This is a genomic window from Nicoliella sp. ESL1149, assembly GCF_058107265.1.
On sequence record NZ_JBYLUE010000002.1, the window covers coordinates 1,161,025 to 1,177,891 of the forward strand.

A 16,867-nucleotide genomic window follows, 5' to 3' on the forward strand; every position below is an offset into this window, starting at 1 on the left:
TGATATAAGATAATTAATTAAATGTATTGATCAAGATTAGTACCAGTTATCATTTGTTCAGAGAGTTATCGAGTGTTGTGAAGATAACCAAGTGGGACTGGGAAGTAACTTGTGAACTATAATTCTGAAAATAACGTAAGAATTATCGGTAGCGCCGTTATTGCTCTTAAGAGGAACTAGCAATAGTTCAATTTAGGTGGTACCGCGAGCACTTCGTCCTATATTAGGGCGGAGTGCTTTTTACATTTAAAAATCTATAATGAGGTGACAAACATGACTAAAAAAATTGATATGTCCACGAAATATGATCATACCGATGTTGAAAATGGTCGTTACCAAACTTGGTTAGATGAAGATGTTTTTAAACCAAGTGGTGACAAAAAAGCAAAACCGTACTCTATCGTTATCCCACCTCCTAATGTTACTGGTAAGTTGCATTTAGGACATGCTTGGGACACTACGCTTCAAGATATGTTGATTCGTCAAAAACGGATGAAGGGTTATGATACGCTATGGTTACCAGGGATGGATCATGCTGGAATCGCTACCCAAGCCAAAGTTGAAGCCAAACTAAATAAACAAGGAATTACTCGTTATGATTTAGGACGGAAGAAATTCATTGAAAAAGTTTGGGAATGGAAAGATGATTATGCTGCAACCATTAAAAAACAATGGTCGAAGCTTGGTTTATCACTTGATTATAGTCGTGAAAGATTCACGCTTGATGATGGATTATCCAAGGCAGTTCGGAAAGTGTTCGTTAAATTATACCAAAAAGGTTTAATTTATCGGGGCCAATACATCATTAACTGGGATCCAAAAGCACGAACAGCTTTATCTGATATCGAAGTTATCCATAAGGATGACAAGGGTGCTTTTTATCACGTTAAGTATCCATTTACTGATGGAACTACCTTTAATGGTAAAGATTACATTGAAATCGCAACTACTCGTCCTGAAACAATGTTTGGGGATGTTGCTGTTGCTGTTAATCCATCTGACGAACGATACAAAAAAATCGTTGGTAAGACTGTAAAAGTTCCTTTAGTTGGTCGTGAAATTCCAATTATTGCTGATCAATATGTTGATAAGGATTTTGGAACTGGGATGGTTAAGATTACTCCAGCTCATGATCCTAATGACTTTTTAGTTGGAAACCGTCATGATTTGAAACGAATCAACACCATGAACGAAGATGCTAGTATGAATGAAAATGCTGGTAAATATAAGGGTATGGATCGTTTTGATGCTCGTAAAGCAATGACGAAAGACCTTGAAGATGAAGGATACATGCTAAAGGTCGATCCAATTGTTCACTCCGTTGGTCATTCTGAAAGAACCGGAGTTCAAGTAGAATCTCGTTTATCTACTCAATGGTTCGTTAAGATGAAACCACTTGCTGAACAAGCGTTAAAGAACCAAAAGACCGATGATCGGGTTAACTTCGTCCCAGAACGATTTGAACATACCTTTGAACAATGGATGGATAATGTTCATGATTGGGTTATTTCACGTCAATTATGGTGGGGACATCAAATTCCAGCTTGGTACAATAAACAAACTGGTGAAACTTACGTTGGTGAAGAAGCGCCTAAAGATGCTGAGAACTGGGTTCAAGATCCAGATGTATTAGATACATGGTTCTCATCTGCTTTATGGCCATTTTCAACGATGGGGTGGCCTGATACGGATTCCCCTGACTATAAACGTTACTTCCCAACTAATACTTTAGTTACTGGTTATGATATTATCTTCTTCTGGGTATCCAGAATGATCTTCCAAAGTCTTGAGTTTACTGGAAAACGTCCATTTAAAGACGTTTTACTTCACGGTTTAATCCGGGATGAACAAGGACGAAAGATGAGTAAGTCTCTTGGTAATGGTATCGACCCAATGGATGTTATTGATAAGTATGGTGCTGACTCATTACGTTGGTTCTTATCAAATGGTTCTACTGCTGGTCAAGATATTCGTTTTAGTTATGCGAAGATTGAGTCTGCTTGGAACTTCATTAACAAGATTTGGAATGCTAGTCGTTACGTTATCATGAATTTAGGTGACATGGAGGGAACTCCTCAATTACCTGATGCTAATGAATGGAATTTAGCTGATCGTTGGATTTTAAGTAAGTTGAATAAATTAGTTAACCACGTTGATGATCAATTTGAAAAGTATAACTTTGGTGAAGCTGGCCGAGCATTATATGATTTCATTTGGAATGACTTCTGTAGTTGGTATATTGAAATGAGTAAGGAAACATTAACTGGTGATGACGAAGAAGCTAAGAACAATACTAGAAATATTTTAGCCTATGTTCTTGATCAAACACTTCGTCTCCTTCAACCAATTATGCCATTTGTAACTGAAAAAATTTGGTTAACTATGCCTCACGAAGGAGAATCATTAGTTGTTGCTAAGTATCCTGTTGATCATCCAGAATTCAATGACGATAAGTCTGAACATGATATGGATAGCTTGATTGAATTGATTCGAACAGTTAGAAATATTCGTTCAGAAGCGAACGCTAAAATGTCGACAGCGATTGATATCTTAGTTAAAACTGATAATAGCGAATTGAAACAGATTTTTGAAAATAATCAAGATTACATTGATCGCTTCTGTCATCCTAAGACATTATCAATTGGAGCAAACGTTGATGTTCCTAAACTTGCTATGACAGGAATTATGACTGATGCTGAAATTAGTGTCCCATTAACTGAATTAGTTGATGTGGATGAAGAAATTAAACGACTTCAAAAAGAAATTGATACATTTAAATCTGAAGTTCAAAGAGCTGAAAAGAAGCTTGGAAACCAAGGATTTGTTAAAAATGCACCTGCTGAAGTTATTAATTCCGAAAAAGAAAAGTTAGCTGATAATAAGTCTAAGTTAGCTGCTTCAGAATCGCGTTTAGCTACTTTAAAGAATGAACAATAATAAAATACCGGATACTTTGGTATCCGGTATTTTTAGGAGGTTGTAACTTTTGGATTATGAAATGGCTTTAGAGTATATTCATGGACGACCTCGTTCTCATCGGAAGGCAACTCTTGATCGAATGAAAGCGTTGCTTCATCTTTTGGGGGATCCTCAGAACAGGAGTCATTATATTCATGTTGCTGGAACTAATGGGAAGGGCTCAGTTTGTGCTTATTTAACTCATCTATGCTTAGCATCTGGATTAGACGTTGGAACTTATACATCACCTTTTATTGAGAAGTTCAATGAACGAATTCGTTTTAATGGGGTTATGGTCGATGATCAAACGATTGTTGATTTAGTAAGTAGTATTAAACCATTCGTTGAAAAGTTAGACCAAGAGTTAAATGATGGAATAACTGAATTCGAATTGGTTACAGCAATGATGTTCTTATATTTTTATAAGCATCCGGTTGATATAGTTATTTTAGAAGTCGGAATTGGTGGAAGTGATGATTCGACTAATGTCATTATTCCTGAGGTATCAGTGATTACAACCATCGGGTTAGATCACATGCAAATGCTAGGTAATACCTTGACTGAAATTGCCGAAAAAAAAGCTGGGATTATAAAACTGAATGTTCCTGTAGTTACTGGAAAAATTGAAGCATCTCCATTAACGGTTATTGAAAAGACAGCCCAAAATAATCATGCTCCCATGATAAAATGGGAAAAAGATTATGAAGTGAAACCATTACCAATAAATGGGTGGGGTGAAAGTTTCGACTTTATTGATAAGAAATTAAGATTAAAAAAAGTTAAAACTAAACTAATGGGATTGTTTCAATTGCAAAACGCTGCTGTTGCTCTTGAAGCTTTTCATCAATTTTGTAATAAAATTGATTTGATCCCGACGAATAAGCAATTAAAACAGGGGATTGAAACGACCCAGTGGCCAGGACGATTTGAGGAAGTCAATTCTTCTCCATTAGTAATTTTAGATGGAGCTCATAATTTGCCTGCTTTTAAAGAATTAAGAAAGAACATTAAAAAGTATTTCTATAATCAAGAAGTTTATATTATACTAGCAATATTAGTAGATAAACAGTATCAGTCAATGATTGATACTCTAACCGATTTGCCTAATGTTCATTTAATATTAACAGGATTCAGCGGCCCAAATAATCGAACTGTTGCTGATTTAAGCACAGTTGCAGGTAAAACACCTTCAAAACATAAGATCCTGTTTATTCCCGAATGGAAGCGGGCATTTCAATTTACTGTTAGTCGAATGTCAGATGAGGATGTTTTAATTATGGCCGGATCATTATATTTTGTATCAGACGTACGAAAATTATTTGAAATATAAAATTTGGACTTAATATATGATATACTTAATATTGATAAATCTAAGTAAAAAATTAAAGATATAATTGTTGAAGGGATGAAAGTAAAGTGTTTGGAATTGGAACTAAAAACATTGGAATTGATTTAGGAACCGCCAACACCATTGTGTACGTTGAAGGTAAAGGCATTGTCCTTAGAGAACCTTCCGTGGTTGCTAAAAATATTAAAACGGGCGAAATCGTGGCTGTTGGTCAAGATGCTCGTGAAATGATTGGCCGGACTCCAGCTAGTATTAAGGCAATTCGCCCAATGAAGAATGGTGTTATTGCTGATTATGATACAACTGTTGCAATGTTAAAGTATTACATTGGAAAAACAATTGGTCATACTACTGGGAAACCATATGTGATGGTTTGTGTTCCTAGTGGAATTACCGGCGTTGAAAAGCGTGCGGTAATTGATGCAAGTCGTGTTGCAGGTGCTCGTGATGCATATGTGATTGAAGAACCATTTGCTGCTGCAATTGGGGCTGGATTACCAGTTATGGATCCAACAGGTAGCATGGTTGTTGATATTGGTGGTGGTACTACCGATGTTGCTACAATTTCTCTTGGTGGAATTGTTTCTAGTCGTTCAGTAAGAGTTGCTGGTGATAAATTAAATGAAGCAATTGCTACTTATGTTCGTAAGCATTACAACCTCCTAATTGGGGATCGAACTGCTGAAAAATTAAAATGGGATATTGGTTCTGCTTCGATTGAAGAAGCTAAGAAGATGGAAGGAACTACCATTCGTGGTCGTTATCTTTTAACTGGATTGCCAAAATCAGTTGAAGTATCTGCTGAAGATATTGCTAATGCAATTAACGAACCAATTCAAGAAATTATTGGTGCTGTAAAGGAAACTTTAGAAGAAACTTCTCCAGAAATTGCTGCTGATGTAATTGATCATGGGATTGTTTTAACTGGTGGTGGAGCATTACTACACAGTATTGATACTGTTATTTCAGATGCAACCCAAGTTCCAGTTTCTGTTGCTAAGGATCCATTAGATTGTGTTGCAATCGGTACTGGTGAATCATTAAAGAGTATCGACGTCATGAAGAGAAAATAATTAAGGGGCGGGAAGATACTTCTTCTCGTTTTTTAATATCCGATTTGAATGGAGGATAAATATGCATAAACTTTTTTCTAACCGGAAATTAGTTATCGTTGTAATTTGTTTGATTTTTAGTGTTGGTTTTATGACTTTCTCTGTTGCTGTTCGAAATCGTCGTTCGACACCACCTTTAATCCAACAATTTGGAAATGATGTGATTGGTTTCGCTGATCGAATTGTTTCAATCCCAGCTAATTCTTTTGTGAATGGAATCGGATCAATTCACGGATTATTAAATACTTATCAAGAAAACCAAGAATTAAAACAAAAAGTTAATCAAATTACAGCTACTCAAGTGAGAAATCAAACTTTACAAGCTGAAAATAATAAATTAAAGAGTCAATTAAAGTTGAACCAATCTTTAACTAACTATCAATCCATTAATGCGACTGTTATATCCAGGACTCCTTCTTCATGGCAAAATCAGTTGATCATTAATAAGGGTGCAAATGATGGTGTTAAGAAGAACATGTCTGTTTTGGTAGACAAAGGGCTTAGTGGCCGAATTTCTGAAGTTAATCGGACAAATAGTAAAGTGGAATTATTAACGAATAATAATGCTGCTACTAACCGATTTGCAGTTCAGTTAAATTCTAAAAACGGAAAACTGATTAATGGAATCATCACTGGCTATAATTCGAATAGTAATTTGATTGAAATGGGTAATATTAATAATAAAGCGACAATCAAAGATGGTACGAAGGTACTAACTAGTGGTCTTGGTGGAGTGACTCCGAAGGGCTTATTCGTTGGAACTGTTAAAAAAGTTACTTCTGATGACTATGGACTTTCTTCCAAAATTTATATTAAACCTGCAACTAGTTTTAATGATATTGAATTTGTTACTGTTGCAGGCAAAAACTAAGGGGGAATTTGCATGTTAAGAAATTCCTCATTAAGATGGTTATTTCCTTTAGGACTATACATTAGTTTTTGTGCGGATGGTATTTTTGCTAATTTCTTTACGATTCATTCGATGATTCCAACATTCACAATGTTATGGTTAGTTTATGCAGTTTTATTTAAACGTGAGATGAACATGCATTTAGGCTGGTTTGCATTTGGAATTGGAGCTGTAATTGATACTTATTATTATGGTATTTTAGGGGTATTCTTATTCGTTTTGCCATTAATTGTTTATGTTAGTGAAAGACTTTTTAAATATTTATCTTTAAGTTTTTTGAATGGTTTTCTAATTTACTTTATAGATATTACGATTTATATGAGTCTTTATTATGTCGCAAGTCGTTTCGTTTCATTTGCTAATATTCCAATTAGTAGTTTTTTGATTGGCGTTTTGTGGCCAACATTACTTTTGAATTTAGTCGTTTATATGATTTTTTATTTACCAGTTCAAAAGCTATATGATCATTATCTTGATAATTAGTTAGGAGGCGACTGCGGTGAAAACTGTTTCTTTAAAAGGTACAAAAAATGGTTATGAATTTAGTATTCAAGCTACAGCTGATTTTAATGAGGTTTGTAATTCAATTAGAACGTTATTACGTCAGATTGAACGAGAGGATGTTAAAGGAGAAAATTTAAAATTTGATCTATTAACAGGAAATCTATTATTATCGGTAGCAAATAAAAATAAAATCAGAGCTATTTTTGATCAATTTGATAATTTTAATATTAATCGTTTTATTAGTGATGTGACTGCCAATTCTAAAATTAATCAAATCTTAGACCACAATAAAGTTAATTTAAGTTATGATGTGATTAGAAATGGTCAGGATAAACGAATGACTGGAGATGTTCTTTTTTTAGGCGTTGTTCATGAAGGTGGTTGTTTAATTACTGATGGCAATGTTTTTAACATGGGGACGGTTAACGGAATTATCCACGCTGGCTTTCCAAGTTCCGAATCGGCGATGATCATTGGTGACATTAGTAATGCTCAACAATTACGAATTGGTGAACAGTTTGATATTGTTGCTGATCGTAAGTTAAAAAATAATTCTGATTCATTGGTATATATTAATGAATTACATGTGTTAAGTTATAGTCATTTGAAACACCTAAAAGAAATTAATCCGAAATTTTTAAATCGAATTGGAGGAGTTAATAATGGGTAAGGCAATCGTTGTTACTTCAGGTAAAGGTGGGGTTGGTAAAACAACTTCGAGTGCTAACATTGGTGTTGCATTAGCTTTGATGGGAAAGAAAGTATGTTTAGTGGACCTCGATATTGGGCTACGTAATTTAGATGTTATTTTAGGCCTCGATAATCGGATTATGTATGACATTATTGATGTTGTAAACGAAAGAGCGACCCTCCAACAAGCGTTAGTTAAAGATAAACGTTTTGATGGTCAATTATATTTACTTCCTGCTGCCCAAAATACTGATAAAACAGCTATGAATCCAGAACAATCTAAAAAAATCGTTGGTGAATTAACGAACGACTTTGATTATGTAATTTTAGATTGTCCCGCTGGAATTGAACAAGGTTTTATGAATGCAATTTCTGGAGCGCAAGAAGCAATTATTGTTGTTACACCCGAAATTTCTTCAGTTCGTGATGCAGATAGAGTGATTGGATTGTTAGCACAACATCCACTTAAAGAAACGCCAAAATTGATTATTAATCGGATTCGCCCTAGTTTAATGGAAGATAATGATACGATGGATGTAGATGAAATCACCCACCACTTAGGGATTGATTTACTTGGCATCGTTTTTGATGATGAGAATGTGATTACCACTTCTAATCGAGGAGAACCAATTGTTTTAAATCCAGACGATGAAGCTTCTAAAGGATATCGAAATATTGCTAGAAGATTGGAAGGACAAACTGTTCCGCTGATGAACTATCAAAAAGAGGAACAAGTTTCTTTCTGGCAAAAACTTGGTAAGTTTTTTTTCAAAAAATAATCTAGTGATTTAAAAATAAAGTTCCTTTCAAAATTTGAGAGGAGCTTTTTATTTAATTAAAGAAAGTGGCGATTAAGTGAACTTGCAAATAGCAAATGGTGTTAAATTAAGATTTTTTTCAACTAAAAAATTTAAAACAACAACGGTAATGGTTAATTTAATTAATTCTTTTGACTACAAAGTAAGTGCAAAAAGAGCTTTAGTAGCTAGAATGATGGAAAATGCTAATGCTGATTTTCCAGATCAACAAGCAATTGCAAACCATTTAGCATGGATGAATGGTGCGGATTTTGATAGTGATATATTTAGATATGGAAATTTAAGTATTTTGAGATTGACTTTGACGTTACCAAGCAGCAATGTTTTAATGAATAATTCATCATTAGTGATGGGTCTTGAATTCTTGAAGAGTGTTTTATTTTCACCTCTTGCCAAAAATCGAAAAATTGATCAAGATACTTTAGACTTACAAAAAATTAATTTAATTAGATATCTAGAGTCTATTCTTGATGATAAAGAAACTTATGTAACCCAACAGTTGAAAAAATTATACTATAAAGATAATAAAAATTTATCTTCTGGGGATGCAGGAACGATTGAAGAAGTAAAAACAGCTTCTGCTGAAGATGTCTATCAAACATATCAAGATTTAATTCGAGGATCTGACGTTGAAATTATTGTTTTAGGCAATGCTGATGCAGATATTATTCAACAACAAGTTCAAAAATGGCCTTTTGTAAATCGAACGTTACCATCATTTTCAGTTAAGGTGCCACCAGTTGAACATAAAATGATTAAAAAAATAGAATATCAACAAATTCAACAAACAAAAATAAGTCTCGCATATCAATTCCCAATTTATTACGATGATGCAAGGTTCTTTGCTGCAATTTTACTTAATGCTTTGTTGGGTGGATCGTCACAATCTAAATTATTTAAAAATGTTAGAGAAAAGAATCACCTTGCTTATTATGCTGATAGTATTTATGAATCATTTAAGGGATTACTATATATTCAAGCTGGGGTTAATCAATCTCAATATTGTCAAGCTATAGAATTAATTTTTAAACAGGTAGCAGATATTCAAAAGGGTGATTTCAGTGAACAAAATCTTGATCGAATCAAGAAGCAAATTATAAGGGCTAAGATTTCTCTCCAAGATAGTTCACATCAATTAACTTTAGAGAAGTTAGATCACGTTATTGTACATCGTGATTTGTCAGATGAAGAGTGGTGTGCTAAATTAAATCAGGTTAAAAAAGCTGATATTATAAAAATTGCTAATTTATTAGATTTAAAAGCACAATTCACTTTGATGGGGGAATAAATTTATGAAACAAAAAGATTATCCCAAGTTAGGAGATTCTGTTTTTTACGATACTTTAGACAACGGTTTAAAATTATTTATAAATACTAAACCAGAGTTCAAAAAAACATTTATCAGTTTAAGTGTTGATTATGGTTCGATCGATAATACCTTCATTTCATCGGTATCAAATAAAAAAATCATCTTACCATCAGGAGTAGCTCATTTCTTAGAGCATAAGATGTTTGATAAGGATGGTTATGATGTTGATGATGTGTTTGATCATTACGGAGCTAATTCTAATGCATTTACAAGCTTCACGAACACGTCATATGTTATTGAGTTGATGGATCATTTAAAAGAAAATCTAAACACATTGTTGGACTTTGTTCAAATTCCTTTTTTTAGTCAAGAAAAAGTTGATCGTGAGAAGGGAATCATCGAACAAGAAGTTAAAATGTATAACGATGATCCAGAAACCCAATTATATAATAAAACGGTTCAAAATTTATATCCTGATTTCCCATTGAATCAGGATGTTGCAGGAACTGTTGATTCAATTTGTAAAATCACCGTCGACGATTTATTTGCTGCTTACAATAATTTTTATGTTCCTTCAAATATGAAATTAGTTGTTTCTGGAGATGTTGATCCTGAGAATATCTTGAAAATTGTTTCTGATAACCAAGCTAAGAAACATTTTAAGTATTTAAAAAAAGGAACTACTATTTTTGATCAAGCTTCTCAAGAACGAACGATTCCTTCTGAAGTTAGTAACTTCAAGTTATCTCAGTCTAAAGCTTCCATTGGCATCAAGGGATTGAGTGACATGGGAAGTGGATTAACTAATTTAAAGAACGAATTGATTATGAATATGTTGGTTGAAATTTTGATTTCTGATCATTCAAGGGTTAATTCCGAAATGTATAAACAAGAATTAATAGATGATTCTTTCGGTTGGGAATGTGAAAATGAACGTGAATTTCACTTTATATTTATTGCTTCAGATACTGATCATCCTGATGAATTTATTAAAAAAGTTAAGGATACGTTATTGAATGCTCAAAATGAACTAAAAAATAAACACAATGAATTGCAATTGATCAAAAGAGAGTGGATTGGAAAGAAAATAATGGCATTGGACTCTCTAGAACAACTTACAATTCGAATTGGTGATGAGTATAATCAATATTGTAATATGTATGATGAAATTGAATTGGTCAATACAATTGAATTGACAGATTTAATATCAATGGCTAAGAAAATTTTTAAAGAAGAAAATATGACTTTTAATATTATTAAATAAAGTTTGTGGACTTTAATTTTAACGGTTAAATATGATATTATTATATTTGTGATTATTTATGAACAAACTAAACATAAAAAAGTAATTGGGGAATTGATAAAATGGCTAATGAAGATAATCAAAATAAAACAAACAAAAAAGACGTTAATGAAATTGGGAAACAATTACATGACGCTCGTGTAGCCAAGGGATACACTATTGATGATTTACAAAAACGAACTAAGATTCAAAAGCGTTATTTAATTGCGATTGAAGAGGGTAAATTTGATGCGTTACCTGGAGATTTCTATGTTCGGGCATTCGTTAAACAATATGCTGATGCCGTATCATTGAACGGTAGTGAGTTATTAAAGCATTATGATAATGATTTACCTGACACCAACAATCCTGAATATGTTAATGATGTTAGTGAAGATAAGATTGCCTCAAGAAGTGCACAACGTAAGGTTGACGATCGTTACCAACAAATTCGTCGTTATATTCCAGTTGCAGCTATTTCATTGGTGGTATTGGTTGTTATTATTGTAATTTGGGTAGCAGCAGCTAAGAACCATCAAAATAGCAGTCAAACTAATATTCATCAAAGTAGTTCAGTTAGTGTTTCTAGCAATAAAAAGAATAAATCAGAATCAAGTAGTTCTTCAAGTTCATCAAAGAAGACAAGTAAGAAAGCGAAGAGTTCTGATAAACCTGCTAAAACCACTACTAGCGGAACTACAGTTAAGAAATTAGGAACTGAAAACGGCAACGAAACTTACCAAGTTAAATCTGACAAGAGTAGCAACAAGTTATCATTAGACGGTGCTTGGTTCGGAGTTACTGAAGATAACGGTCAACAACAATCAGTTTCTGCCTCTAATGGTAGGCAGGTTGTTAAATTAAAGAGTGGGACTAAGACTGTTGATATTAGCATGGGAAATGCAATCAAGACGGTTGTTAAGGTTAATGGAAAGACTATTCCTGTAACTAAGAGTGTTTCACAAAAGACGGTTACTTTAAAAATTAAATAAAAGATAGTAATAGAAGGGCTGGGCTAATAATTTAGTCGAGCTTTTCTTATTTTAGTTAGGAGAAATTGAAATGAATTTACCAAACAAATTAACGATTATGAGAATCTGTTTAATTCCAATTTTTATTTTGTTATTAGTATTACCCTTGAATTGGGGTGGTTTTACTTGGTTGGGGACTTTTATTCCTTGGAATCAATTAATTGCAATGCTTGTCTTTGCTGGAGCTTCAATTACAGATTTTTTGGATGGTCAGATTGCCAGGAGAGAGCACTTAGTAACTAATTTTGGAAAATTTGCTGACCCATTAGCTGATAAAATGCTTGTAATGACAGCATTTATTATTTTAGTATCGATGGGTTTAGTTCCCAGTTGGGTTGCCGCAATCATTGTTTGTCGTGAACTTGCTGTTACTGGATTGAGATTGATTGTTGTTGAGAATGATGGAGAGGTCATTGCAGCGGCATGGCCAGGTAAAATTAAGACGGCTTCTCAGATGTTTGCCATTATTTTATTATTGTTAAATAACTTTTTGTTACCAGGTTTAAGAATTGGCAGTATCTTACTATATGTTTGTTTATTCTTTACCGTTTATTCTGGTGTGGAATACTTTATCAATAGTAAAGATGTTTTTAAAGATTCATTTAATTAAAAATAATTTACGTATTTATATATTGAGGAGCTTGAAGAATGAAAGATTTAAAATTTGACGTCGTGAATAAATTAATTCAAAAAAACATTTCAATCACCGCGGCAGAAAGTTTAACAGCAGGAAAGTTTTTAGCTAGTTTAGGTGATGTGCCTGGGGTTTCTAAGATATTAGCTGGTGGACTTGTAACTTATTCTAATGAAGCTAAACATGATGTTTTAGGGGTTCCTGATAAATATATTGAGCAAGATGGGGTCGTTTCTAGTTCGGTTTCTGAGTCAATGGCCGATAACGCTAGAAGAATTTATCATGCTGATATTGGGATATCTTTTACCGGAGCCGCTGGACCAGATTCACTTGAAGGTCATCCTGCTGGAACGGTGTGGATTGGAATATCATTTAAGGATCAAGAAACGGTTGCTCATTTGTACCATTTTGAAGGTGATCGAAATGCAGTCCGAAGTCAATGTGTTCAACAAGCTTATCAGTTGATTGCAGAAAAAATAAAATAAGCGAACTTTTGTTCGATTTTGCTTGCTTTTTTAATTTTTGCTTAGTATAGTATAGAGAGTAACTGTCAATGATAAAGGAGGAATTATAAATTGGCTGATGAACGAAAAGCAGCGTTAAATAACGCTTTAAAGAGTATCGAAAAAGAATTTGGAAAAGGCTCCATTATGCGAATGGGTGATCGTGGAGATACAAGAATTTCAACTGTATCATCAGGTTCATTAAAATTAGATAATGCTTTAGGTGTGGGTGGTTATCCACGTGGAAGAATTGTTGAAATTTATGGACCTGAAAGTTCAGGGAAGACGACGATGGCACTTGAAGCAGTAGCTGAAGTCCAAAAGCAGGGTGGAACAGCAGCATATATTGATGCTGAAAATGCTTTAGACCCTGAGTACGCAACCAATTTAGGGGTTAATATTGATGATATGCTTCTTTCCCAACCGGATACTGGGGAACAAGGGTTACAAATTACTGATGCCTTAATTTCTAGTGGTGCTGTTGACATTGTTGTTGTTGATTCAGTTGCCGCTTTGGTACCAAGAGCTGAAATTGAAGGTGAAATGGGAGATTCCCATGTTGGTCTTCAAGCTCGTTTAATGTCACAAGCATTACGAAAATTATCAGGATCAATTAATAAAACTAACACAATTGCAATCTTCATTAATCAAATTCGTGAAAAAGTTGGGGTTATGTTTGGTAGCCCAGAAACTACACCTGGTGGACGTGCTTTGAAGTTCTATTCTACGATTAGATTAGAAATCAGACGTGGTGAACAAATTAAGGATGGTACTAACATTATTGGTAGTAAAGCTAAGATTAAAGTTGCTAAGAATAAGGTTGCACCTCCTTTCAAACGAACTGAAGTAGATATTATGTACGGAACTGGAGTTTCAAAAATGGGTGAATTGGTTGATATGGCGGCTGATGAAGACATTATTGATAAGGCTGGTTCTTGGTATTCATACGGAAATGATCGAATTGGTCAAGGAAGAGAGAATGCTAAGAAGTATCTAGAAGATCATCCTGATGTTGCTGATGAGGTTTATAACAAAGTTCGGAAAGCATATGGAATGACTGGTGCTGCAGAAACTGAAGAAGATAAAGCAACTAAAGATGATAAAAAGACAACTTCTCCAAAAGAAAGTAAACCTAAAAAATAAGAAAGTGTGCTAATCAGTGCACTTTTTTATTATTTAAATTTTTATCTAAGATACTTTGAGTTGACACTGCTACCAGTTAAACTTAAAATATAGTAATGTGTTAGTAATTAAAATAACATTAATTTGATTTAAACATTAATAAACACAATTTATTAGATGATGCGGAGGTGAGAGAGTGTTATACTTTGACCTAATCCTCGCAATCATCGCTATTATTGTTGGTTTTTTAATCGGTTTGTATGGACATCGTTACTTAGTTAACCAAAAACTAAATCGATTACATCAAAACGCTGATGACATTTTAAGTGCTGCTAAACATGAAGCCAAGACCACTAAAAAAGAAGCAATTCTTGAAGCTCGTGAAAAGAGCAATGACTATCGTTCTAAAATTGAAAAAGAGCTTAAACAACGTCGAAGCGAAATTCAAAGACAAGAAGATCGTTTATTACAAAGAGAAAAATCTTTAGATCATAAAGATGCGGCTTTTGAAAAAAGGGATAATTGGTTTAATAAGAAAGAAGCACAGTTGAATACCAAGTTAAAGCGGGTTGACCAAAAACAACAAGAAGCTGACTCGCTAATAGAACAACGACGATCAGAGGTGGAAAAAGCATCATCACTTTCCCAGGAAGATGCACGAAAGTTGATTTTAGATGAAACAAAATCTAAATTGGCTGATGAACGTGCAAAAATGATTAAGAGTAGTTATGAACAATCTCAACGTGAAGCAAAAGCAAATGCGAAAGAACTTATTGTTCAAGCAATTCAACAAAGTTCTGCTGATATTGTTTCAGAAACTACTGTTACGGTCGTTAATCTTCCCAATGATGATATGAAAGGGCGAATTATTGGTCGTGAAGGTCGCAATATTCGAACTTTTGAAACCTTAACTGGAATTGACCTTGTTATTGATGATACTCCTGAAGCAGTTATTTTAAGTGGTTTTGATCCAATTCGGCGTGAAATTGCTAAAATGGCTTTGGAGAAATTAATTAAAGATGGTCGAATTCATCCAGCTAGAATTGAAGAAATGGTTAATAAGAGTAAGGCTGAACTTAACCAAATTATTCAAGAAACTGGTGAAACGGCAATTTTTGATTTAGGAATTCATACAATGAGTCCCGAACTTATTAAATTAGTTGGACGTCTTAAATTTAAGATGTATCGGGGCCAAAATGCACTTGGTCGTTCCATTGAAGTTGCTAAGATTTCAGGAGCGTTAGCTTCTGAATTAGGTGAGGATGTTACATTAGCAAAACGTGCGGGATTATTACACGAAATTGGAATTGCTGTTGATCAAGACGTTGATTATTCACATATTAAGGCTGGTGCAGATGTTGCTAAGAAATATCACGAAAGTCCAGTCGTTATTGATTCAATTGAAGCTTATCATAATGGACATAAGCCGAAATACATTATTTCTGAACTAGTTTCTGTAGCTGAAAAAGTTTCTATTTCAAGACCTGGTGCACAAAGTAAATCATTAGAAAGCTTCGTTCATCGTTTGGAAAACTTGGAAGAAATTACAAATAGCTTTTCTGAAGTTAATAAGAGCTATGCTATTCAAGCAGGACGTGAAATACGGGTAATTGTTAATCCGAAGAAAGTATCTGATACACAATCAATCGTATTAGCTCGCAATATTAAGCGAAAAATTGAATCTGATATGGAATATCCTGGTCATATTAAAATTACCATTATTCGTGAAACAAGATCAGTAAAATATGCCAAATAAAAAGAGTTCCGATGAGGGCTCTTTTTTATTTTAAAATTACCGTGTTAAAATTAATTATAAATAAAATTTGAGAGGATTATGATCAATGAAAATTCTATTTACGGGAGATGCAGTTGGGGATATTGGGGTTGAAATGCTAACGAAGTATTTGCCGCAGTTGAAACGAGATTTAAAACCACAAATTACAATTTGTAATGGTGAAAATGCTACTTCTGTCGGTCGAGGGATTAGTCATAAAATTTTTAAAATAATGATGAAAGCGGGAGCTGATGTTGTAACTTTAGGGAATCATGCTTGGAATAATGCGGAAATCCTTGATTTTATTGATGAAACGCCGCGCTTAATTCGACCAATGAATTATCCAGGTAAAAATGTTCCTGGAAAGGGAATTGTTCAAATAAACGTTAATGGTCATCAAGTCTTCATTATAAATTTACAGGCAAGAATATTTATGGACCCTTTAGATGATCCTTTTCAGGTCATTGATGAAGCTTTAGAACAAATAAAGGAAAAAAATCCAATTATTTTTGTTGATTTTCATGGAGAAACCACTAGTGAGAAATCAGCCATGGCTCAATACTTAGACGGTCGAATATCTGCGTTAGTAGGAACCCATACGCATGTTCAAACTAACGATGCTAGAGTATTAATAAATGGAACAGCTTTTATGACGGATGCAGGAGTGACTGGACCGTATAATGGTGTAATTGGAATGAAGTATGATAATGTTATTAAACGTTTTTTAACACAAAGGCCCACTAGATTCGAGGTTGAAGATCATGGTCCTGGAATTTTATCAGGATGTATCATTGATATTAACGATACTACAGGAAAAGCAAGACGAATTAAGCCGATTTTAATTAGTCCAGATCATCCATATCAAAATTAAG

The 16,867-nt window shown here is 33.9% G+C and carries 15 protein-coding genes and 1 other annotated feature; all 15 genes read left to right on the plus strand.

The features are described from left to right. The first annotated feature begins 17 nt into the window (after positions 1–17). Positions 18–224, plus strand: a binding site (T-box leader). Between the two features lie 49 nt (positions 225–273). The 15 genes from AC3B6G_RS05620 (at position 274) to AC3B6G_RS05690 (ending at position 16,866) form a co-directional block, all read left to right on the plus strand. Beyond that, positions 274–2,937 (plus strand): valine--tRNA ligase, encoded by a 2,664-nt coding sequence (locus AC3B6G_RS05620; protein ID WP_489849418.1) that lies wholly within the window; start codon positions 274–276, stop codon positions 2,935–2,937. A gap of 49 nt (positions 2,938–2,986) precedes the next feature. After that, complete coding sequence (locus AC3B6G_RS05625; RefSeq protein WP_489849419.1) at positions 2,987–4,288, plus strand: bifunctional folylpolyglutamate synthase/dihydrofolate synthase; 1,302 nt, start codon at positions 2,987–2,989, stop codon at positions 4,286–4,288. 86 nt (positions 4,289–4,374) lie between these two features. Then, positions 4,375–5,379: a rod shape-determining protein gene (locus tag AC3B6G_RS05630; protein WP_489849420.1), complete on the plus strand. Its 1,005-nt coding sequence runs from the start codon at positions 4,375–4,377 to the stop codon at positions 5,377–5,379. A gap of 61 nt (positions 5,380–5,440) precedes the next feature. Next, positions 5,441–6,289: a rod shape-determining protein MreC gene (gene mreC / locus AC3B6G_RS05635; protein WP_489849421.1), complete on the plus strand. Its 849-nt coding sequence runs from the start codon at positions 5,441–5,443 to the stop codon at positions 6,287–6,289. 12 nt (positions 6,290–6,301) lie between these two features. Then, the gene (gene mreD / locus AC3B6G_RS05640) at positions 6,302–6,811 is read left to right on the plus strand and encodes a rod shape-determining protein MreD (protein WP_489849422.1); all 510 of its coding nucleotides are present in this window, start codon (positions 6,302–6,304) and stop codon (positions 6,809–6,811) included. A 16-nt stretch (positions 6,812–6,827) separates the two neighbouring features. After that, the gene (locus AC3B6G_RS05645; RefSeq protein WP_489849423.1) at positions 6,828–7,502 is read left to right on the plus strand and encodes a septum site-determining protein MinC; all 675 of its coding nucleotides are present in this window, start codon (positions 6,828–6,830) and stop codon (positions 7,500–7,502) included. Continuing rightward, a complete protein-coding gene (minD, locus tag AC3B6G_RS05650; protein ID WP_489849424.1) occupies positions 7,495–8,301 on the plus strand; it encodes a septum site-determining protein MinD in 807 nt (268 codons plus the stop codon). Before AC3B6G_RS05645 ends, minD begins: the two co-directional genes overlap by 8 nt. A gap of 76 nt (positions 8,302–8,377) precedes the next feature. Next, positions 8,378–9,628, plus strand: a complete 1,251-nt coding sequence (gene yfmF / locus AC3B6G_RS05655; protein ID WP_489849425.1) for an EF-P 5-aminopentanol modification-associated protein YfmF — start codon at positions 8,378–8,380, stop codon at positions 9,626–9,628. Positions 9,629–9,632: 4 nt separating this feature from the next. After that, the gene (gene yfmH, locus AC3B6G_RS05660) at positions 9,633–10,913 is read left to right on the plus strand and encodes an EF-P 5-aminopentanol modification-associated protein YfmH (protein ID WP_489849426.1); all 1,281 of its coding nucleotides are present in this window, start codon (positions 9,633–9,635) and stop codon (positions 10,911–10,913) included. A 101-nt stretch (positions 10,914–11,014) separates the two neighbouring features. Then, positions 11,015–11,923: a helix-turn-helix domain-containing protein gene (locus AC3B6G_RS05665; protein WP_489849427.1), complete on the plus strand. Its 909-nt coding sequence runs from the start codon at positions 11,015–11,017 to the stop codon at positions 11,921–11,923. A 70-nt stretch (positions 11,924–11,993) separates the two neighbouring features. Next, positions 11,994–12,572, plus strand: coding sequence for a CDP-diacylglycerol--glycerol-3-phosphate 3-phosphatidyltransferase (pgsA, locus tag AC3B6G_RS05670; protein WP_489849428.1), 579 nt, complete (start codon positions 11,994–11,996; stop codon positions 12,570–12,572). A 38-nt stretch (positions 12,573–12,610) separates the two neighbouring features. Continuing rightward, on the plus strand, positions 12,611–13,081 hold the full coding sequence (locus AC3B6G_RS05675) for a CinA family protein (RefSeq protein ID WP_489849429.1): 471 nt from the start codon (positions 12,611–12,613) through the stop codon (positions 13,079–13,081). A gap of 90 nt (positions 13,082–13,171) precedes the next feature. Next, on the plus strand, positions 13,172–14,242 hold the full coding sequence (gene recA, locus AC3B6G_RS05680; protein WP_489849430.1) for a recombinase RecA: 1,071 nt from the start codon (positions 13,172–13,174) through the stop codon (positions 14,240–14,242). 175 nt (positions 14,243–14,417) lie between these two features. Beyond that, a complete protein-coding gene (gene rny, locus AC3B6G_RS05685; protein ID WP_489849431.1) occupies positions 14,418–15,977 on the plus strand; it encodes a ribonuclease Y in 1,560 nt (519 codons plus the stop codon). An 85-nt stretch (positions 15,978–16,062) separates the two neighbouring features. Further along, complete coding sequence (locus tag AC3B6G_RS05690; protein ID WP_489849432.1) at positions 16,063–16,866, plus strand: TIGR00282 family metallophosphoesterase; 804 nt, start codon at positions 16,063–16,065, stop codon at positions 16,864–16,866. Position 16,867 lies beyond the last annotated feature (1 nt).

Excerpts from the sequence above, each read along its gene's own strand:
- AC3B6G_RS05620 (WP_489849418.1), top strand. The coding sequence starts at position 274 with ATGACTAAAAAAATTGATATGTCCACGAAATATGATCATACCGATGTT.
- mreC (WP_489849421.1), top strand. The coding sequence starts at position 5,441 with ATGCATAAACTTTTTTCTAACCGGAAATTAGTTATCGTTGTAATTTGT.
- mreD (WP_489849422.1), top strand. The coding sequence starts at position 6,302 with ATGTTAAGAAATTCCTCATTAAGATGGTTATTTCCTTTAGGACTATAC.
- minD (WP_489849424.1), top strand. The coding sequence starts at position 7,495 with ATGGGTAAGGCAATCGTTGTTACTTCAGGTAAAGGTGGGGTTGGTAAA.
- yfmH (WP_489849426.1), top strand. The coding sequence starts at position 9,633 with ATGAAACAAAAAGATTATCCCAAGTTAGGAGATTCTGTTTTTTACGAT.
- AC3B6G_RS05665 (WP_489849427.1), top strand. The coding sequence starts at position 11,015 with ATGGCTAATGAAGATAATCAAAATAAAACAAACAAAAAAGACGTTAAT.
- pgsA (WP_489849428.1), top strand. The coding sequence starts at position 11,994 with ATGAATTTACCAAACAAATTAACGATTATGAGAATCTGTTTAATTCCA.
- AC3B6G_RS05675 (WP_489849429.1), top strand. The coding sequence starts at position 12,611 with ATGAAAGATTTAAAATTTGACGTCGTGAATAAATTAATTCAAAAAAAC.
- AC3B6G_RS05690 (WP_489849432.1), top strand. The coding sequence starts at position 16,063 with ATGAAAATTCTATTTACGGGAGATGCAGTTGGGGATATTGGGGTTGAA.